Below are 18,351 nucleotides of genomic sequence, written 5' to 3'. Positions count from 1 at the left end.
CGCATGCAAACCGTGCCCCGAATAAGCCATAGAGCATATCAGCCGCCGTACCGCGTGGGCACAGGTGCCCACCCTACAACAGCAAACCCAGCCTACGTCACCGCCCGCAATCGCACCCACGATCAAACACGACCTTCCACGTCCCCGGCCCTTCCAGCCGCCACACCGAATTGAAGCGCCCGATCTGCTTGCCCGAGGCATCGAGCACCGGTCCGCTGCTGTAGGCCAGCGTGCCGGAATCGAGCACCTGGACTTCGTCCGGCGCCCAGGCGAACGGCGCATTCGGCCCGTCGAAATACCCGCGCCAGGCCTGCGTTACCGCATCGCGCCCGCGCTTCGCTCCACCCGGCCCCATGAACACCGCCTCCTTCGACAGGAAGCCGCCGAACGCCTCGAAGTCGCGCGCCTTCATGGTCGCGGCGAACGCACGTTCCGTCTCCATCACTTGCTGCTGCAGTTCTGCCTGCGTGTCGCGCGCGCCACGCGCCATGCAGGCCGCCAGCACGACCGCCGCCAGCACGCCTGCCAGCGCGCATGGTAGCCACTTCGCCATCCCCTTCGATCGCCAATGCATGGAAATATCCTTTTCCTTTTGACAAGTCGCCGGCAATTCTGTCACGGTCTATCCGGCTTGACAACCAGCAGTTGCAATGCCTCCGAAATAGGAGTATAAGTACTCCAAAACCGGAGGAAACTATGAACCTCGCCTATGCTTACCCGAAGAGCCGCTTCGAGCCCACCGTGCTGGTCGACCTCAGTTCGCGCGCCGAACGCGAGCGCCTGTCGGCATCGGCCCTGAAGGGCTTTTTCAAACTGGCCGCCGCCTGGCAGCTGCGCGACGAAGATGCGCGCGAGCTGCTCGGCGGCCTGTCCGCGTCCAGTTTCTACGACTGGAAGAAGAACCCCGAGCGCGTGCTCGATGCCGACCGCATCACGCGCATCTCTTATCTATTAGGTATCTACAAGGCCCTGCACATCTTGTACGGTGACAAACTCGCCGACGAATGGGTGCACCTGCCGAACACCAACATCATCTTCGGGGGCCGCACGCCGCTGGCCCTGATGCTGGGCGGCGGCATGCTGGCCATGCAAACCGTGCGCCAGCTGCTCGACGCACGCCGCGGAGGACTCTGATCTTGGCGGTCGTCCCGAAACTGACGGCGCTGCGCCAGTTCGACACCTGCCGCCTGATTCCCTCGCGCTTTGCCGACCTCGAGGATTCGGTGCTGGCCCCGCTGGCCGATGGCGACAAGACCCTGCGCGACCTGTTCGACCTCGAGAACGCCACCAACGAACGCCTGCGTGGCGAGGCCGGCCTGTTGCCCGGCATCGGCGTCGACGAACTGGTCTTCGGCGTACCGAATTTCCGCATCATCAACGCAGCCTACACCTACGCGCGCCCGGAAGGCAGCCGCTTCAACGACGGCACGCGCGGCGCCTGGTATTGCGCCTTCGAGGCCGAGACGGCGCTGGCCGAGGTCGGCTTCCACAAGACGGTCGAGTACCAGGAAATCAACCGCTTCGACGACAGCGTGACCTACCAGGCGATGCTGGCCGATTTCAATGCCAGTTTCCACGATATCCGCGGCATCGCCAATTTTGCCGACTGCCTCGACCCGCAAAGCTATATCGCCTCCCAGTCCCTGGCGGCCGAGCTGCTCGAACTGGGTTCGATGGGCGTGATCTACCCGAGCGTGCGGCGTCCGGAAGGCGTCAACCTGGCCTGCTTCCGTCCTGCGCTGGTCGGCAATGTGCGCAAGGGGCCGGCCTATCGGTTAACATGGGCGGGTACGCCGCAACCGCGCATCGAGATTATCTAGAGAATGAAAACGAACCCTGAAAAAGACACCGAACTGCACGACAAGATCAACCGCGAAACCGCCCGCGTCGGCTGGGACGAGCTGGAGCGCCACTTCGCGCAAGGCAATGTGATCTACGTCAGCGAAACGCTCGATCTGATCGACGTCGCCGTGCGCATCTCGCACGACGACAAGGAGAGCATTGCGCGCTGGATGGGCGAAGGCAAAATTGCCAAGGTATCGGATGTGCAGGCCCAGAGCTGGGCCGCCGGCGAAGTCGGCCTGTGGGCCTCGGTGGTGCACCCCTTTATCCTGGTGCAGCCGGACAAGAAACAGATCAACTAAGCCGCTCCCCGCTTGCGGCAATTGCAACATCAGAAAATTTTGATGTTGCAAATTTGCCGCTAAGCATCAACTCCATCTCAATCTTCCTGACACGGCTGCTATACTCGGCCGCATCGGCGCATCGATTCTATCCGGCCCAGGCCGGTGCGGCACCCAGCCGCCTTGCGCCGTCCGCAAGCCCCGCAACTCGCCATTCCCCATGGCGCTCATTACCAGTCTGAATCAGGAACCACCGTGAAGAACCTCAAGATCGGCGCCCGCCTCGGCATCGGCTTTGCGATCGTGCTCGCCCTGCTGCTCGCCCTTGCCGTCACCGCCCTCACCCGCATGCAGTATGCCGGCGACATGACCAACCGCCTGGTCCATACCAGCATCAAGAACCAGCGCAACGTCGCCGAATGGGGCAAGCTGATCGAAGTAAACAGCGCCATGATCGAGACCGCTTTCGCCACAAGCGACCCGGCCATGGTAAACGCCATCGCCGAGCGCATGAAGGCCGTGTCGGCGCACTCGAACGAGCTGCAGGCGGAAATCGAAGCCTCGCTGCGCAACGAAGAAGTCAAGGCCCAGCTGGCGCGCGTGAAGGAAGTACGCACCGGCTACCTGGCGGCGCGCAGCGCCCTGTTCAAGGCCAAGCTCGATGGCGACAATACCTTGGCCGCGAAGATCCACGCCGAACAGATGGTGCCGCGCAGCGCCGCCTTCCTGGGCGCGATGAACAAGCTCGCCAGCATGCAGATCGCGGCCGCCGACGGCGTCGCCACCACCATCCTCGACGCGTATGCAAACACCCGCATCATCCTGATCACCCTCGGCCTGGCCGCACTGGCGCTCGGCATCGCCTGCGCCGTGCTGATCACGCGCTCGATCACGGTGCCGATCCGCGCCGCCGTGGCGGTCGCCGAGAAGGTGGCTGCCGGCGACCTCACCAGCCGCATCGCGGTCGACCGCCGCGACGAAACCGGCCAGCTGATGCGCGCCCTCGGCGCCATGAACACGGCGCTGGGCGAGATCGTCGGCCGCGTGCGCGGCAGCACCGGCGCCATCGCCACCGCCTCGACCGAGATCGCGGCCGGCAACCAGGACCTGTCGAGCCGCACCGAGCAGCAGGCCGGCTCGCTCGAGGAAACCGCCTCGTCGATGGAAGAACTGACCTCCACCGTGAAGCAGAACGCCGACAACGCGCGCGAAGCCAACCGCCTGGCGCGCACCGCCGCATCCATCGCCAACGATGGCGGCGCGGTAGTGGCGCAGGTGGTCGACACCATGGGGTCGATCAACGACTCCTCGCGCAAGATCGTCGAGATCATCGGCGTCATCGACGGCATCGCCTTCCAGACCAACATCCTCGCGCTGAACGCGGCAGTGGAAGCGGCGCGCGCCGGCGAGCAGGGACGCGGTTTCGCGGTGGTCGCCGGCGAGGTGCGCAACCTGGCGCAGCGTTCGGCCACGGCCGCGCGCGAGATCAAGGCGCTGATCGACGACTCGGTCGGCAAGGTGCAAGCGGGAACGAGTCAGGTCGGCCGCGCCGGCGCTACCATGGACGAGATCGTGCGCAGCATCGGGCAGGTAACGACCATCATGGCCGACATCGCCGCCGCCAGCGAGGAGCAGAGCGACGGCATCGAGCAGGTGAACGTGGCGATTGCGGAAATGGACCGGGTAACGCAGCAGAACGCGGCGCTGGTGGAGGAAGCGGCGGCGGCCGCGGAGTCGATGCAGAACCAGGCGGACGAACTGGCGCAGCTGGTGAGCACCTTCCGGCTGGATGCCGAAGCGCCGCGTGCGCGGCCGGCGCTGGCGCGCGCTTGATGTCGTAGGGGTTCGAACTTGCAAGTGGTGGGTTCGAGAACCCACCCTACCTGGCTCGTGCTTGTGCGCGGTGAGTTCGAGAACCCACCCTACCTGGCGAACGTAGGTGGGTTCTCGAACTCACCGCGCGGCTCGTGCAGCGAGCCGCGCCCGGCCTCAGCGGGCCAGTGCCGGCACCGCCCCGCGCACGCGGCGCACCGGCTGCGACTCGGCCACGGTCTCGGCGCCCTCGAGCTGGAAGGTATTCACCACCGCCGCCAGTTCGTCGGCCTGCATGCGCAGCGATTGCGCCGCGGCCGATGCTTCCTCGACCAGGGCCGCGTTCTGCAGCGTCATCTCATCCAGGCGCACGATGGCCGAGTCGACATGCTCGATGTCCTCGCTCTGCAAGCGGGTCGCGCTCGATATCTGACCCATGATGTCGTTCACGCGCTGCACACCACTGACCACCTTGCGCATGGTGTCGCCGGCCTGGGCCACCAGCGCCGTGCCGGCGCCGACCTTGCTCACCGAATCCTCGATCAGCACCTTGATTTCCTTGGCCGCCGCCGCCGAGCGGTGCGCCAGGTTCCGCACTTCGCTCGCCACCACGGCAAAGCCGCGGCCCTGCTCGCCGGCGCGCGCTGCCTCCACCGCCGCGTTCAGCGCCAGGATGTTGGTCTGGAAGGCGATGCTGTCGATGACGCTGATGATCTCCTCGATCTTGCGCGACGATTCCTGGATCAGGTTCATGGTCGAGACCACGCCGTCCACCGTGGCGCCGCCTTCCACCGACACCTTCGAGGCTTCGCCTGCCAGCGTGCTGGCCTGCGCCGCGTAGTCGGCGTTCTGGCGCACCGAGCCGATCAGCTGCTTCATCGAGCCGGCGATCTGCGCCAGCGCCGCGGCCTGCGATTCGGTGCGGGTCGACAGATCCAGGTTGCCGGTGGCGATTTCGGCCGAGGCCGAGGCGATCGCATCGGTGCCGCCGCGTACCTTGGACACGATGCCGCTCAGGCTTTCGCGCATGGCGCTCATGGCCGACAGCAGGCTGCTCGGGGGTGCGCGGCGGGTGTCCACATGCTGGTGCAGCTGGCCCTGGGCGATGGCGCGCGCGACATCGGTCGCATACGCCGGCTCGCCGCCCAGCTGGCCGAGCAGGTTGCGCGAGATGGCAAAGCCGATCACGGCGCACAGCAGCGCGCACAGGATCGCCAGGCCGCTGATCCAGTAGCGCGCGCCGTCGGCTTCGGCCACGGCGGCGGCGCCGGCCTTGTTGGTCTGCGCCTGCAGCTCCTGCACCAGCACCCCGATGTCGGCCACGATCTGGCGCCGCAACGGGCTGCATTCCTGCACCAGGAAGGTGCCGTAGCCATCCATGTCGCCGCTCGTGCGGTACTTGCGCGGACGCTCGAGTTCGCGCGCCATCGCCAGCATGCCTTCCTTTACCTTCCCGTACTGGGCATTGCCGCCCAGGACAGGGTCGAGCCTGGCCATCGCCGCCAGGTAGGCCGCCTTTTGCGTGTCGAGGATGTCGAGTTCGCGGGTCGCCTGCGCCGCGTCGTGGAAGATGAAGGCATTGCGCGCCGCCATGCCGGTTTGCCCAAGCGCCTCGCGTGCGGCGTACAGCGGTTCCAGCTGGGCGTTGTGGAAGGACTCCACCTCGACCAGGGCGGTCTCGATGCTGTTCACGCGCGAAATCGCAAAGGCGGCCAGGACCAGCGTGACGATCAAGACCGCGGCGAACGCGGTATACAGCCGGACCGTAAGCCTGGCTTGGGAAAAGTTCATGTGTGCTCCTGGCGGATGGGAAAAGGCGTACGTACGTACGCAGGAATGACAGAATTGCGCCAGATTGTCTACTATCAATTGTTTTTTGGCAATCTAAATTGCTATATTTGTTGCTTTAATGACGCCCTTTCGTTACTTGAACATAGCGCTTAAGTAGTTTCATCAAATCGGCTATACTTCAATAAAAGTAGGAATATTGATGACCAGCAACTATACGGAAGAGGATCCTATCCTCACGACGAGCGCAGCCGCGCGCATGTTGGGCGTCGCTACCAGTACCGTCCAGCTCTGGATGGAAAGCGGCGCAATCGAATCATGGAAAACCCCGGGTGGCCACCGCCGTACGCGCGAAAGCCTGATCCGGGCCTTGATGAACAAGGTCGGGGGCCACGAAGCGGGTGCCGCCGGCCGCCGCGTGCCGCCCGCCCCCAACGATCCTGAATACATTGCCGAACCCGGCGCGCCGTTCCCGGTCGGGGACGACGAAAACGCGCGCCTGGCCGCGCTGGCCGCTTCCGGCCTGGTCGACAGTCCGGAAGAAGAGCGTTTCGACCGCATCGTGCGCCTGGCCTCGATGGCCACCGATTCGCCGATCGCCCTGATTTCGCTGTTGACGACCAAGCGCCAGTGGTTCAAGGCGCGCGTCGGCCTGGCGCCCCAGCAGACTCCGCGCGAGTGGGCCTTCTGCTCGCATGCCATCCTGCAGGACAAGCCCTTCGTGGTGGAAGACGCGACCTCGGACGAGCGCTTCAGTGGCAATCCGCTGGTGCTGGCCGACCCGCACATCCGCTTCTACGCCGGCGTTCCCCTGCGCGACCCGGACGGCCATGCCATGGGCACCCTGTGCGTGATCGACCGCGAACCGCGCAAGCTGCGCTCGAACGAGCTGCAGGCGCTGCTCGACCTGGCGGCGATTGCCGCCGCCGAGATCGGGCGCGAAGGGAAGTAAGCAGCACTGCTTGCGGCGGTGCACGCGGTTAGGTTGGCGGCTCCACCTTGAGCACTGCATTCACACTGCAGTGTGTGCCGCCCACGCGTTCAAACCACGCATGAAACTACGCTCCGGCTTTGCACCGGCTGGTAGAACGCGTGGGCCGCGCAATGGTTTCGACCGATCACCCGACAAGGGTGAAGCTAACCACCCTACCTCCGATGCATCATCGCATGCGCCGCCTGGCGCATCAGCAGTTCCGCCTTGCGCGGATCGGGTTCCAGCATCGCCAGCTGCTGCAAGGCTTCGGGATAGCCCAGATCGCCCGCCAGCTCCAGCCAGCGCCGCGCCTCCTGCGCATCGGCCGGACCACCCTCGCCCGCCGCCAGCATGTTCGACAGCACGAACATCGCCGCCGGCACGCCGCCCTCCGCCGCCTGGGTCAACAGCAGCCGCGCACTGGCCGGGTCAGGCGCCACGCCATCGCCGTTGCGCACCTGGAGCGCGAGCCTATAGGCCGCTTTCGCATCAGGCGCTGTGTCGACAGGCGCCGCGCCAGCATGTGCCGTGGATGTGCACACCAATGCGCAAGCCAGCACCAGCGCCCGCATCGTCATTTCGACAGGTCCACCGAGTACAACGCGAAGCCCTTGCCCAGCCCATCGTCGGCTTGCAGCAAACTCACGTTATCCAGCCCGGCCTCCTGCGCGATGCCGAGCATGCCCGGCGCCGTGTGGAATACCACCGGTCCTGCCGTCTTCACGGGCGCGAAACGCCAGCTGCGCGCGGCGCCGTTGGCCTTGCGCGTCAGGTGCTTCGTATCGCGCACATAGCTGATCAAGACGTCACGGCTGGTATCCGGCGAGGCAAAGATGGTCTTGCTGCCATCGAGCCCGGGGAAGTTGCCGCCGCCCGAGGCGCGGTAGTTGTTGGTCGCAACGATGAACTCCTGCGCCAGGTCGAGCGGCGCGCCGCGCAGCATCAGCTTCTTCACGCGCTGGCCCGGCGCCTGGGTGACGTCGATCTCGTAGCTGATCTCGTCGGAGGTGACGGTATCGAAGTTATAGCTCGGGAAGTTCGGATTCACCAGCTCCTGCGGCTCCGTCTTGGCAGGGTCGATGGTGTTGAAACGGCGCGCCGCCATTTCCAGCCAGGCCTTCAGGCCGTGGCCGTCGATCTTCACCGCATGCAGCGCGTTCGGGTACAGGTACAAGTCCGCCGCGTTGTTCATCGCCAGCTGGCCGGCCGCGACGTCGGTGTAATCGAAGGCGCCGGCAAAGCCGTTCTTGAAGGCCGCCGACATCGACAGCACCGGCAGCTTCGCGTACTGCGGCAGGTTGGTGGCCACGTACTTCTTCACGTAGGCAGTCTGCGCCTGGTTCACCACCTGGATCGCCGACGGGTCGCCCACATCCACGAAATAAGTCGTCAGGCGGAAGTCGCTGCTGCCGACCGGCGTCTTCACATACTTGATGGTCGCCTCATGCTCTTCGCGGATCAGCGCCTGCACCTCGGCGCTCGGCGTCACGAAGGTTTTATCCGCGTTCTGGGCCGCGCGCGCCTCGACGGTGGTTTGGGTCTTGTCGATCGTCCAGCGCTTGCCGTCGGCGCGCAGGGTCAGCGCCACCACGCCCAGGTGCTTGCCCCACAAGTTCGCCATCACGGTCGGCACGCCGTGCACGAAGCCCTTCGCCTTGTCGACGTTCGGCAGGTTGAACTGCGGCGCGGTGCTGGCCGCGTTCGGGAACAATTGGTGCGAGTGCCCGAGCAGCATCACGTCCACACCCGGCACCTGCGCCAGGTAGTAACCGGCGTTTTCCATCTCCGGCGTGTAGGGGCTGCCATCGAGGCCGCCGTGCGAAATCACGACCACGACGTCGGCGCCCTTGCGGCGCATCTCGGGGATGTACTTCTCGGCCGCTTCGCGCACGCCGGTGGTGTACACCTTGCCGTCCAGCCAGCGCTTGTCCCAGGACATGATGGCCGGCGGCGTGAAGCCGATGATCCCGACTTTCACTTTCGCCTTGATCGCGCGGCCCTTGGCATCCTTGGCTTCGACTTCCTTCTCGACGATGCGGTAAGGCTCGAACAGCGGCTTCTTCGTGCTGACGCTGTAGACGTTCGCCAGCACCTGCGGGAAGGCCGGGCCGGCGCACTTCTTGGGCTGATCGATGCCGGGCACCTTGAACTGCTGGCCGGTCACCTGGCCGAGGAAGCCCAGGCCGTAGTTGAATTCGTGGTTGCCGATCGAGGCGCCGTCGTACTTCAGCGCGTTCATGACCTTGTAGATGCCGAGCGTCTGGTCGCAGCGCACCGGATTGACGAGCGCCTGGTAGTCGGCCAGCGCCGTGCCCTGGATGGTGTCGCCGTTGTCGAACAGGACGGTATTCGCGTACTCGCCGCGCGCCTGCGCGATCAGGGTCGCGGTGCGGTCCAGGCCGATCGATGGCTCCTCGGCCAGCTTGAAGTAATCGTAGCCGACCACGGTGGCGTGCAGGTCGGTGGTTTCGAGGACGGCGAGGACGGTGGAGGCGCCCCTGGGTGCGTCCTTGGCGGCGAGGGCCGGAGCGGCCGCCAGCGCCGGCAAGGCGGGCAAAATCGCGATGGCGAATTGATAAGAAATTGGATAACGCATGAGCATCTTCGGGTTGGGAACCGGGCGATGATACGGCAGCGGCGCAATCCATGCCAAGAAACGCGCCGAAACGCGGGTAGTGGCTGGCCGCCATGCGCGTGGCCTGGGGTATAATCGAAGGTTCGATTCAACTCAAATTACACGCCAAGATCATGGAAGCTGAACGCATCAACGCCATCTCCGCCCTGCTGAACGACCTGACCAGCCGTGAAGCCGAACTTCGGAGGTATCTTTGACTTCGATCGGAAGTCAGAGAAACTAGAACAGGTCAACCAGGAACTCGAAGATCCGACCGTCTGGAACGACCAGAAACGGGCCCAGGATCTCGGTAAAGAGAAAAAGGCGCTGGAAGCCGTCGTGCTGACGCTTGAAAAAGCAAAGGCCGACCTGGCCGATGCCGGCGACCTGTTCGAGATGGCGCGCGAAGAAGGCGACCACGATACGCTCGAAGCGATCGGCGGTGATGCCGAGGACATCCAGAAGATCATCGAATCGATGGAATTTCGCCGCATGTTCAGCAACCCGATGGACCACGCGAACTGCTTCATCGACATCCAGGCCGGCGCCGGCGGTACCGAAGCCCAGGACTGGGCCTCGATGCTGCTGCGCCAGTACCTGCGCTACTGCGAACGCAAGGGCTTCAAGGCCGAGATCCTGGAACAGTCCGAGGGCGAGGTCGCGGGCATCAAGACCGCCACCATCAAGGTCGACGGCGAGTACGCCTATGGCCACCTGCGCACCGAGACCGGCGTGCACCGCCTGGTGCGCAAGTCGCCGTTCGACTCGGCCAACGGCCGCCACACCTCGTTCACCTCGCTGTTCGTGTACCCGGAAGTCGACGACTCGATCGAAATCGAGATCAACCCGGCCGACGTGCGCATCGATACCTACCGCGCATCCGGCGCGGGCGGCCAGCACATCAACAAGACCGACTCCGCGGTGCGCCTGACCCACGGCCCGTCGGGCATCGTGGTCCAGTGCCAGAACGACCGTTCGCAGCACCGCAACAAGGCCGAGGCCTGGGACATGCTGCGCGCCAAGCTGTACGAACTGGAACTGCGCAACCGCATGAGCGAGCAGCAGAAGCTGGAAGACTCGAAGACCGACGTCGGCTGGGGCCACCAGATCCGTTCCTACGTGCTCGACCAGTCGCGCATCAAGGACTTGCGTACCGGCTTCGAGACCGGCAACACCAAGAACGTGCTGGACGGCGACCTGGACGACTTCATCTCCGCTTCGCTGAAACAGGGCGTGGGCGCATGAGCCACGCCAAGCGCGCGCTGATCTTCGACATGGACGGCACCATCGTCGACAACATGGCTTTCCATACGAAGTCGTGGATCACCTTCTTCGAACGGCGCGGCCATGCCATCGATCCGGACGCCTTCTTCCGTGCGACGGCCGGCCGCCAGGGCGGCGAGATCATCCGCTCGCACTTCGGCGCCGACCTGCTCGACGACGAAGTGATGCTGCTCAACCACGAGAAGGAAGCGGTCTACCGCGAGTTGTACGCACCGCACCGCAAGGCGGTCGAGGGCTTCGAAGACCTGATCGCGGATGCGAAGTCGCAGGGCATCGCGCTGGCCGTGGGCACCGCCGCGCCGCCGGCCAATGTCGAGTTCACGCTCGACGGCCTGGACCTGCGCCGCCATTTCGACGCCATCGTCGGCGCCACCGATGTCGCGCGCGGCAAGCCGCACCCGGACGTGTTCATCGAAGCAGCGAAGCGCTGCGGCGCCGAACCCGCCGACTGCATCGTCTTCGAAGACGCGCCGCTGGGCGTGGAAGCGGCACGCCGCGCCGGCATGCGCGCGGTGGTGCTGACCACCACCCTGCCCGCCGAAGCCTTTACCGAATTCGACAACGTGATCACGATCGTCTCCGACTTCTCGCAGCTGTCGCTGGACGAGCTGTTCGCCTGATCCAACCAAACGAGTACCAACATGACCACCGAAAACCAAGAAAACGCGACGACGCAGGCCACGCCGGCGGCCGACGAAAACAAGATCATGGCCGAGCGCCGCGTGAAGCTGTCCGCGATCCGCGAAAAAGGCGTCGCCTTCCCGAACGACTTCAAGCCGCAACACAAGGCCGCCGAGCTGCACGAGCAGTTCGGTAGCTTGAGCCGCGAAGAGCTGGAAGAGAAAGCCGTTCCCGTGGTGCTGGCCGGCCGCATGATGCTGAAACGCGAAGCCGGCAAGAAGGCCGCTTTCGCGACCCTGCAGGACGCCTCGGGCGCGCGCGCCGACGGCCGTATCCAGATCTACGTGACCCTGGACGCCACCGGCGAAGCGGCGATGGAAGCCTTCCGCACCTATGACCTGGGCGATATCCTGGGCGTCGAGGGCACGCTGTTCAAGACCAAGGTCGACGAACTGACCATCAAGGTCACGAACCTGCGCCTGGTGACCAAGGCCCTGCGCCCGCTGCCGGACAAGTTCCACGGCCTGGCCGACCAGGAAACCAAGTATCGCCAGCGTTACGTCGATTTGATCATGAACGAAGAGACGCGCCGCACCTTCAAGGCGCGTACCGCCGCGCTGTCGTCGATGCGCCGCTTCATGGAAAAGAACGGCTTCATGGAAGTCGAGACCCCGATGCTGCACCCGATCCCGGGCGGCGCCGCGGCGAAACCGTTCATCACCCACCACAACGCGCTCGACATGCAGATGTTCCTGCGTATCGCGCCGGAGCTGTACCTGAAGCGCCTGGTCGTCGGCGGTTTTGATCGCGTGTTCGAGGTGAACCGCAACTTCCGTAACGAGGGCGTGTCGATCCGTCACAACCCCGAGTTCACGATGATGGAGTTCTACGCGGCCTACACCGACTACACCTGGCTGATGGACTTCACCGAAGCCGTGATCCGCCAGGCCGCGATCGACGCGCAAGGCACGGCCGTGCTGTCCTACGGCGGCCGCGAGCTGGATCTGTCGAAGCCTTTCCAGCGCCTGACCATCGTCCAGGCCATCAACAAGTACGCGCCGGACTACACCGCCGAGCAGCTGGAAGACGCGGAGTTCATCAAGGCCGAACTGAAAAAGTTCGGCGTCAAGCCTTTCGCTACCGCCGGCCTGGGCGCGCTGCAACTGGCGCTGTTCGAAGAAACCGCCGAAGCGCAGCTGTGGGAGCCGACCTACATCATCGACTACCCGGTCGAAGTCTCGCCGCTGGCCCGTGCATCGGACACCCGTGCCGGCATCACCGAGCGTTTCGAGCTGTTCATGGTGGGCCGCGAGATCGCCAACGGCTTCTCCGAGCTGAACGATCCGGAAGACCAGGCCGCGCGCTTCCTGTCGCAGGTCGAAGCCAAGGAAGCCGGCGACGACGAAGCGATGTACTACGACGCCGACTACATCCGTGCGCTGGAATACGGCATGCCGCCGGCCGGTGGCTGCGGCATCGGCATCGACCGTTTGATCATGATCTTGACGGATTCGCCGAACATCCGCGATGTGCTGCTGTTCCCGCATTTGCGCAAGGAAGACTGATCGTTTGATTGGATGAGCAAGGGGCGCCTCGGCGCCCCTTTTTCATTGTTGATCGCGAATGCATCGCTGACATCGATCGCATTGTTGGCTTCGATCGCATTGTTGGCTGCAACCGTACGGTGGGCACGCCGTGCCCACGCGGTTACGTGCCTGTCCGTAGTCCGCTGCCGCGACCATTCGCCCCGAAACGTTCGCGGCTGCGATGACGCCAACATGGCGCTTTTGGATGCACCGCCACCTGCCTACGATGGCGCATGAAACGGCACCAACACGGCGTATCGTTCCGCGTGGGCACAGAGTGCCCACCCTACGGATTCCGCGGGCTCCGGCACGGCGACATGGACGGCCCCGCCGTCCACCTCCCCCTTGGCTTACTGGACGATGGTGTAGCAAGGCACATACGCCTTGCCCGGCAACTTCATCCGGCTCTGCTCCACGAACGACGCCAGCAGCGCATCCATCGGCCCCATGATCTCCGGGTCGCCATGGATCTCGTACTTGCCGTGCTTTTCGATCTCGCGAATCCCCTCTTCCTTCACGTTCCCCGCCACCACGCCCGAGAACGCGCGGCGCAGGTTCGCCGCCAGCAAATGCGTTTCCTGATTCTTGTGCAGCGACAGATTGCGCATGTTCTCGTGGGTCGGCTTGAACGGGCGCTGGAATTCCTGGTCGATTTTCAGGAGCCAGTTGAAGTAATACGCGTCGCTCTTTGCCTTGCGGAATTCACGCACCTGCTTGATCCCCGCCGCCATCTCGCGTGCAACAGCATCCGGATCGTCGATAATGATCTTGTAACGCGAGCGGGCCTTGTCACCCAGGGTCTGCGCGATGAAACCGTCGATCTGCTCGAAGTATTCGCGCGCAGTGGCCGGGCCGGTGAAAATCAGCGGGAACGGCATCTCGGCATTATCCGGATGCAGCAGGATGCCGAGAATGTAGAGAATCTCTTCAGCCGTGCCCGCGCCGCCCGGGAACACGCAAATCCCGTGACCCACGCGCACGAACGCTTCCAGGCGCTTTTCAATGTCCGGCATGATGATCAGGTCGTTCACGATCGGGTTCGGCGATTCCGCCGCAATGATGCCCGGCTCGGAAATGCCGAGATAGCGCCCGTTCTGCAAGCGCTGCTTGGCGTGGCCGATGTTCGCGCCCTTCATCGGGCCTTTCATCGCACCGGGGCCGCAGCCGGTGCAGATATCGAGCTCGCGCAAACCGAGCGCATAACCGACTTCCTTCGAATAGTTGTATTCGACGCGGTTGATCGAGTGCCCGCCCCAGCACACCACCAGGTTCGGATTGCGCTGCGGCTGCAGCACATTCGCGTTGCGCAGGATGTGGAACACGGCATCGGTGATGCCTTCCGGTTTCGACAAATTGAAACGCGGGTTGTCGGTGACTTCGAAATTCACGAACACGATATCGCGCAGCACGGCGAACAGGTGTTCGTGGATCCCCTTGATCATCTTGCCGTCGACGAAAGCGATGGCCGGCGCGCCGCGGATATCGAGCTTGATGCCGCGCTCGCGCTGGATGATGCTGATATCGAAGCTGCTGTAGCGCTCCAGCAGTTCCTTGCCATCGTCGATGGAACTGCCGCAGTTCAGGACCGCGAGCGCGCATTTGCGGAACACGGAATACAGGCCGCCCTGGCTGGTGTCGAGCAGCTTGGCCACTTCGGCCTTGGACAACACTTCCAGCCGGCCTTCCGGAGAAATCAGGGTATCGACGACTTCATAGTTCATGCTGGTCTTCCTTTTTCCTGGACTCTTATGACAGCGAATGCTGTTTCACCAATATACGACAAAGGCGCACAGGATGCCTGCTTCCTTGCGCCCTGTTTGTGCGGCGCTGCACCATGCACGCGCGTGTTTACCACAATGGCAAATAATTTTCTTGTGCTCTGCAATTTCCACTAAAATGCGAGCGGATTGGAAGGCTGGATCGTCAAGGCCTTCCGACACGAGAGCTTTTTAAAAACTATTTCGGGAGGAACCGCATGAGCGGTGCAGCTGCTACACCCGCCGACAAGGTCGCGATTCCAGAGTTCAAACAAATCATGGGCCACCCAGCACCGCTGTGGATGCTGTTCATGACCGAATTCTGGGAACGCTTCGCTTTCTACGGCATCCGTTGGGCCCTGGTGCTCTACATCGTCGCCCAATTCTATGAGGGCAGCGCCGTCGGCCAGGCGAGCGCCAACCTGACCTACGGTTCCTACCTCGCGCTGGTGTATGCCGGCGCCGTCTTCGGCGGCCTGATCGCCGACCGCGTCATCGGTTATCAACGATCGATCCTGATCGGCGCCGTCTTCATGGCGGCCGGCCTGTTCATGATCACGATACCGAGCGAAGACGTGTTCAAGCTCGGTCTCGCCACCATCATCGTCGGCAACGGCATGTTCAAGCCGAACATCTCGACCATGGTCGGCAAGCTGTATGCTCTGAACGATACCCGCCGCGATTCGGGCTTCACCATCTTCTACATGGGCATCAACACCGGCGCCTTCATCGCGCCGATCCTGACCCAGGTACTGGCCCAGCAATTCGGCAACCCGGACACCCCGGCCTACAAGGTCGTGTTCTTCGCATCCGGCATCGGCATGCTGATCAGCCTCGTGTGGTTCTACATCGGCCGCAAGACCCTGGCCGGCATCGGCGCACCCGACGCCAACGCGCAAGGCTATGGCCGTTCGATCGCCGTCGTCGTCGGCAGCATCATCGTCATCCCGGGCGTGTACTTCCTGCTGAAGCTCGGCGCCGGCACCCTGCAGGTGATCCTCACCGTGCTGTTCATCGCCCTGGCGCTGATGCTGATGGTCGAAGGTATCCGCAACGGTAAGGTCGCGCGCGACAAGACCATCGCCATGATGATCATCTTCGCCTTCAACATCCTGTTCTGGATGTTCTTCGAACAGGCGGGCAGCTCGTTCACCTTCCTGGCCGATAAAATCGTCGACCGCGACCTGAACGGCTGGGTCTTCCCGGTCGCCTGGTTCCAGAGCGTGAACTCGGTCGCCATCATCGCCTGCGCACCGATCATCGCCGCCATCTGGGTCATGCTCGGCAAGCGCAACGCGAATCCGTCGATCCCACGCAAGTTCGGCCTCGGCCTGATCTTCAACGGTCTGGCCTTCGGCCTGCTGATGTATGCGCTGTCCGTGCTGGTCGACGCCGACAACAAGATCCCGTTCTGGACCCTGTTCATGGTCTACGTGATCCAGTCGATCGGTGAGCTGTGCCTGTCGCCGATCGGCCTGTCGATGGTCACCAAGCTGGCCCCGGTACGCCTGGTCGGCCTGGGCATGGGCGGCTGGTTCCTGTCGACCGGTATCGGCAACAACCTGTCGGGCATCTTCGCTTCGCACGTCTCGGGCGAATCGGGCATGTCGATCGTTTCGGCGCTCGACGGCTACACCTTCGGCTTCTGGTCGCTGGTGGGCGGCGGCGTGCTGCTGTTCCTGATCGCACCGCTGATCCAGAAGCTGATGCACGGCGTGAAGTAAGCGCATCATCAAGCTTCAATGAAAAACGGCAGCCTGCGGGCTGCCGTTTTTTTATTCTTCATCCAGTTCGCGCCGCATTGCCTCCATCTCGCTCACCATCCAGTCGCGGAAGCGCTGTACCTTGCGCATGCTTTCCTTGTGCGGATTCGCCAGGAAGCGGTAGCCCATGTCGAAAGGCGCGCTGCGGCAGGGAATCTGGCGCAGTGCGCCGGAGGCGATGTCCTGGCAGGCGATCCCGTAGGGCACCAGGGCCACGCCCTGCCCCGCCACGGCTGCCTGCACCAGCACGCCCCAGTGGCTGTAGCCGCGCGAGAAATCGTACTTGCCCTTCAGGGCGCGGTTTTCGTTGAGCAGCTGCAGCCAGGATTCGGGCGACTTTTCGCACAGGAGCGGCTGGCGCGCCAGGTCGGCCAGGGTCAGCCCGGGCTCGCCCTCCTTCAGCAATTCCGGGCTGTACACCGGCACCAGGCGCTCGCGGAACAGCAGCGCCGGGTCGCCGTCGCGCACCTGTCCGTAGCGGATGGCGACGTCGGTGGTGTCGGCTTCCAGGTCCACCGGCGCATCGTTGGAGTCGATGCGCATGTCGAGCTCGGGATACAGCTTGGTGAAGCGGTGCATGCGCGGCACCAGCCATTTGATGGCGAACGAATGCGTGGTCGAGATGCGCAGCACCGATTCCTCGTCGCCGCGCTGCAGGGCGCCGACCTTGGCGCGCAGGTCGCCCAGCATGCGGCCGATGGCAATCGCCAGCTCCTCGCCTTTTGCAGTGAGCGAGATATGGCGCGGGTGGCGCACGAACAGCGGAAAGCCGACCGTCTCTTCCAGCTGCTTGACCTGCAAACTGACCGCGGCCGGCGTCTTGTGCAGCTCGCGCGCGGCCAGCTTGAAGCTGCCCCAGCGCGCCGCGCACTCGAAATCGATGAGTCCCGACAGGCTGCGCAGCGGCTTCATGGCGCCGCCCAGATTAAATTTTTCTTGTTCATAGTGCCCGATTTTTCTTGTTTGCCGGTTTTTGCTGCTGAGCACAAAATATATCCGATTCGTCAAGGAGAAGCCATGCAGAAGGAACTATTGGTGATCGGCGGGACCCGCTATTTCGGCAAGCTGCTGGTGCAGCGCCTGCTGCGCGCCGGCCACCGCGTGACGATCGCCACCCGCGGCTATGCGCCGGATCCTTTCGGAAGCCGCATCGAGCGCATCCGCGTCGACCGCCGCAGCGAAGCCGCGATGCGCGCCGCCTTTGCCGGAAAGCGCTACGACGTGGTCTTCGACCAGATGTGCTACAGCCCGCTGGATGCGGCGATCGCCGTACGCAGCTTTGCGGGCAAGGTCGGGCGTTATGTGATGACCTCGACGATCGACGTGTACCGCGGCATCCGGCCGCGCGGCTCATTGCTATGCGAGGACGACCTGCCCGTGCTGGCGCAGGCCATCGACACCGGCTATCCCTGGCACGATCCGAAGCTGGCGGTGGAAAGCTACGTGGCGGGCAAGGTGCAGGCCGAGGCTTACCTCTACCGCGACGGCTCGCTGCCGCTGGTGACGGCGCGCCTGGCCCACGTGCTGGGCGGGCCGGAGGAATTCACGGGGCGGCTGGCGTATTACGTCGATCTGCTGCGCACGGGTGCGGCGCTGCCGTATGCGCATGCGGGGGCGGCGGTGTCATTCCTGGGGACGCAGGAGGCGGCGGCCTTCCTGGACTGGGTGGGTGGCGAAAGCTTCACGGGGCCGGTGAATGCGGCGTCGGGCGGGCCGCTGTCGGCGCATGCGTTGTTCGGGCGGGTGGCGGAGGCGCTGGATGCATCGGCGCGCTTTACGCGCGTGAACGAGGCGACAGCGCCGGGAGTGTTGTCGCCTTTTGACTTCAGCACGCCGATGGTGCTGGATACGTCGCGTGCGCTGGAGTTGGGATATCGGTTCAGCCATACGGACGCGTGGCTGGATGATGTGATTCGGACGCACGATCTGGCGTTTGTTTGAAGGCGCGTCAACGCATGCGATGAGACAGCGTGGACTCGGGAGTCCACCCTACAACTGCGGGGTTTCGTAGGGTGGACACCTGTGTCCAC

At 64.0% G+C, this 18,351-nt stretch carries 16 protein-coding genes; 10 read left to right on the top strand and 6 right to left on the bottom strand.

What is annotated here, in order from left to right:
- Positions 1 to 97: 97 nt before the first annotated feature.
- The gene (locus tag LK540_RS02375; RefSeq protein ID WP_229435424.1) at positions 98 to 574 is read right to left on the bottom strand and encodes a DUF4440 domain-containing protein; all 477 of its coding nucleotides are present in this window, start codon (positions 572 to 574) and stop codon (positions 98 to 100) included.
- Between the two features lie 122 nt (positions 575 to 696).
- On the opposite strand from LK540_RS02375, the gene LK540_RS02370 reads away from it, so the two are divergent.
- The 4 genes from LK540_RS02370 to LK540_RS02355 all read left to right on the top strand — a co-directional run bounded on the left by LK540_RS02370 (position 697) and on the right by LK540_RS02355 (position 3,956).
- Positions 697 to 1,134: an MbcA/ParS/Xre antitoxin family protein gene (locus tag LK540_RS02370; protein WP_229435423.1), complete on the top strand. Its 438-nt coding sequence runs from the start codon at positions 697 to 699 to the stop codon at positions 1,132 to 1,134.
- Positions 1,135 to 1,136: 2 nt separating this feature from the next.
- Positions 1,137 to 1,820 (top strand): RES family NAD+ phosphorylase, encoded by a 684-nt coding sequence (locus LK540_RS02365; RefSeq protein WP_374041309.1) that lies wholly within the window; start codon positions 1,137 to 1,139, stop codon positions 1,818 to 1,820.
- A 3-nt stretch (positions 1,821 to 1,823) separates the two neighbouring features.
- The gene (locus LK540_RS02360; protein WP_229435422.1) at positions 1,824 to 2,144 is read left to right on the top strand and encodes a DUF2288 domain-containing protein; all 321 of its coding nucleotides are present in this window, start codon (positions 1,824 to 1,826) and stop codon (positions 2,142 to 2,144) included.
- A 234-nt stretch (positions 2,145 to 2,378) separates the two neighbouring features.
- The gene (locus LK540_RS02355; RefSeq protein ID WP_229435421.1) at positions 2,379 to 3,956 is read left to right on the top strand and encodes a methyl-accepting chemotaxis protein; all 1,578 of its coding nucleotides are present in this window, start codon (positions 2,379 to 2,381) and stop codon (positions 3,954 to 3,956) included.
- Between the two features lie 156 nt (positions 3,957 to 4,112).
- Here the strand turns inward: LK540_RS02355 and LK540_RS02350 are convergent, their stop codons facing one another.
- Positions 4,113 to 5,726: a methyl-accepting chemotaxis protein gene (locus tag LK540_RS02350; RefSeq protein ID WP_229435420.1), complete on the bottom strand. Its 1,614-nt coding sequence runs from the start codon at positions 5,724 to 5,726 to the stop codon at positions 4,113 to 4,115.
- A gap of 199 nt (positions 5,727 to 5,925) precedes the next feature.
- On the opposite strand from LK540_RS02350, the gene LK540_RS02345 reads away from it, so the two are divergent.
- Positions 5,926 to 6,675, top strand: a complete 750-nt coding sequence (locus LK540_RS02345) for a GAF domain-containing protein (protein ID WP_229435419.1) — start codon at positions 5,926 to 5,928, stop codon at positions 6,673 to 6,675.
- Between the two features lie 194 nt (positions 6,676 to 6,869).
- Here the strand turns inward: LK540_RS02345 and LK540_RS02340 are convergent, their stop codons facing one another.
- Positions 6,870 to 7,268, bottom strand: a complete 399-nt coding sequence (locus LK540_RS02340; RefSeq protein ID WP_267498663.1) for a tetratricopeptide repeat protein — start codon at positions 7,266 to 7,268, stop codon at positions 6,870 to 6,872.
- 2 nt (positions 7,269 to 7,270) lie between these two features.
- Positions 7,271 to 9,292: a bifunctional 2',3'-cyclic-nucleotide 2'-phosphodiesterase/3'-nucleotidase gene (locus LK540_RS02335; protein ID WP_229435417.1), complete on the bottom strand. Its 2,022-nt coding sequence runs from the start codon at positions 9,290 to 9,292 to the stop codon at positions 7,271 to 7,273.
- Between the two features lie 152 nt (positions 9,293 to 9,444).
- Between LK540_RS02335 and prfB the strand changes: the two genes are divergently transcribed.
- The 3 genes from prfB (at position 9,445) to lysS (ending at position 12,780) form a co-directional block, all read left to right on the top strand.
- Positions 9,445 to 10,555 (top strand): peptide chain release factor 2 gene (gene prfB, locus LK540_RS02330; protein WP_229435416.1). Its coding sequence is split into 2 segments (ribosomal slippage): positions 9,445 to 9,525 and positions 9,527 to 10,555, totalling 1,110 coding nucleotides; the frame shifts between segments, so codons are not numbered across the junction.
- Positions 10,552 to 11,214, top strand: coding sequence for an HAD family phosphatase (locus LK540_RS02325; RefSeq protein WP_229435415.1), 663 nt, complete (start codon positions 10,552 to 10,554; stop codon positions 11,212 to 11,214). Before prfB ends, LK540_RS02325 begins: the two co-directional genes overlap by 4 nt.
- A gap of 21 nt (positions 11,215 to 11,235) precedes the next feature.
- Complete coding sequence (lysS, locus tag LK540_RS02320; protein WP_229435414.1) at positions 11,236 to 12,780, top strand: lysine--tRNA ligase; 1,545 nt, start codon at positions 11,236 to 11,238, stop codon at positions 12,778 to 12,780.
- Between the two features lie 371 nt (positions 12,781 to 13,151).
- Here the strand turns inward: lysS and ppnN are convergent, their stop codons facing one another.
- Positions 13,152 to 14,522 carry a nucleotide 5'-monophosphate nucleosidase PpnN gene (gene ppnN, locus LK540_RS02315; protein ID WP_229435413.1) on the bottom strand — a complete coding sequence of 457 codons (1,371 nt, stop codon included), beginning with the start codon at positions 14,520 to 14,522 and terminating at the stop codon, positions 13,152 to 13,154.
- 254 nt (positions 14,523 to 14,776) lie between these two features.
- Between ppnN and LK540_RS02310 the strand changes: the two genes are divergently transcribed.
- A complete protein-coding gene (locus tag LK540_RS02310) occupies positions 14,777 to 16,282 on the top strand; it encodes a peptide MFS transporter (protein WP_229435412.1) in 1,506 nt (501 codons plus the stop codon).
- 51 nt (positions 16,283 to 16,333) lie between these two features.
- On the opposite strand, the gene LK540_RS02305 is transcribed toward LK540_RS02310, so the two are convergent.
- Positions 16,334 to 17,233, bottom strand: coding sequence for a LysR substrate-binding domain-containing protein (locus LK540_RS02305; RefSeq protein ID WP_229435411.1), 900 nt, complete (start codon positions 17,231 to 17,233; stop codon positions 16,334 to 16,336).
- 105 nt (positions 17,234 to 17,338) lie between these two features.
- Here LK540_RS02305 and LK540_RS02300 point away from each other — a divergent pair, with 105 nt between their 5' ends.
- Positions 17,339 to 18,262, top strand: a complete 924-nt coding sequence (locus tag LK540_RS02300; RefSeq protein ID WP_229435410.1) for an NAD-dependent epimerase/dehydratase family protein — start codon at positions 17,339 to 17,341, stop codon at positions 18,260 to 18,262.
- Positions 18,263 to 18,351 lie beyond the last annotated feature (89 nt).

Source organism: Massilia sp. IC2-278 (assembly GCF_020708045.1).
In the GTDB taxonomy this organism is placed as follows: domain Bacteria; phylum Pseudomonadota; class Gammaproteobacteria; order Burkholderiales; family Burkholderiaceae_D; genus Telluria.
Note: the sequence above shows the minus strand (reverse complement) of the source record. Positions and strands in the feature narration are given on the sequence as shown.

Coding starts and splice junctions, on each gene's coding strand:
- LK540_RS02375 (WP_229435424.1), bottom strand. CDS start 574: ATGCATTGGCGATCGAAGGGGATGGCGAAGTGGCTACCATGCGCGCTG.
- LK540_RS02370 (WP_229435423.1), top strand. CDS start 697: ATGAACCTCGCCTATGCTTACCCGAAGAGCCGCTTCGAGCCCACCGTG.
- LK540_RS02360 (WP_229435422.1), top strand. CDS start 1,824: ATGAAAACGAACCCTGAAAAAGACACCGAACTGCACGACAAGATCAAC.
- LK540_RS02350 (WP_229435420.1), bottom strand. CDS start 5,726: ATGAACTTTTCCCAAGCCAGGCTTACGGTCCGGCTGTATACCGCGTTC.
- LK540_RS02345 (WP_229435419.1), top strand. CDS start 5,926: ATGACCAGCAACTATACGGAAGAGGATCCTATCCTCACGACGAGCGCA.
- LK540_RS02340 (WP_267498663.1), bottom strand. CDS start 7,268: ATGCGGGCGCTGGTGCTGGCTTGCGCATTGGTGTGCACATCCACGGCA.
- LK540_RS02335 (WP_229435417.1), bottom strand. CDS start 9,292: ATGCGTTATCCAATTTCTTATCAATTCGCCATCGCGATTTTGCCCGCC.
- LK540_RS02325 (WP_229435415.1), top strand. CDS start 10,552: ATGAGCCACGCCAAGCGCGCGCTGATCTTCGACATGGACGGCACCATC.
- lysS (WP_229435414.1), top strand. CDS start 11,236: ATGACCACCGAAAACCAAGAAAACGCGACGACGCAGGCCACGCCGGCG.
- ppnN (WP_229435413.1), bottom strand. CDS start 14,522: ATGAACTATGAAGTCGTCGATACCCTGATTTCTCCGGAAGGCCGGCTG.
- LK540_RS02310 (WP_229435412.1), top strand. CDS start 14,777: ATGAGCGGTGCAGCTGCTACACCCGCCGACAAGGTCGCGATTCCAGAG.
- LK540_RS02305 (WP_229435411.1), bottom strand. CDS start 17,233: ATGAAGCCGCTGCGCAGCCTGTCGGGACTCATCGATTTCGAGTGCGCG.
- LK540_RS02300 (WP_229435410.1), top strand. CDS start 17,339: ATGCAGAAGGAACTATTGGTGATCGGCGGGACCCGCTATTTCGGCAAG.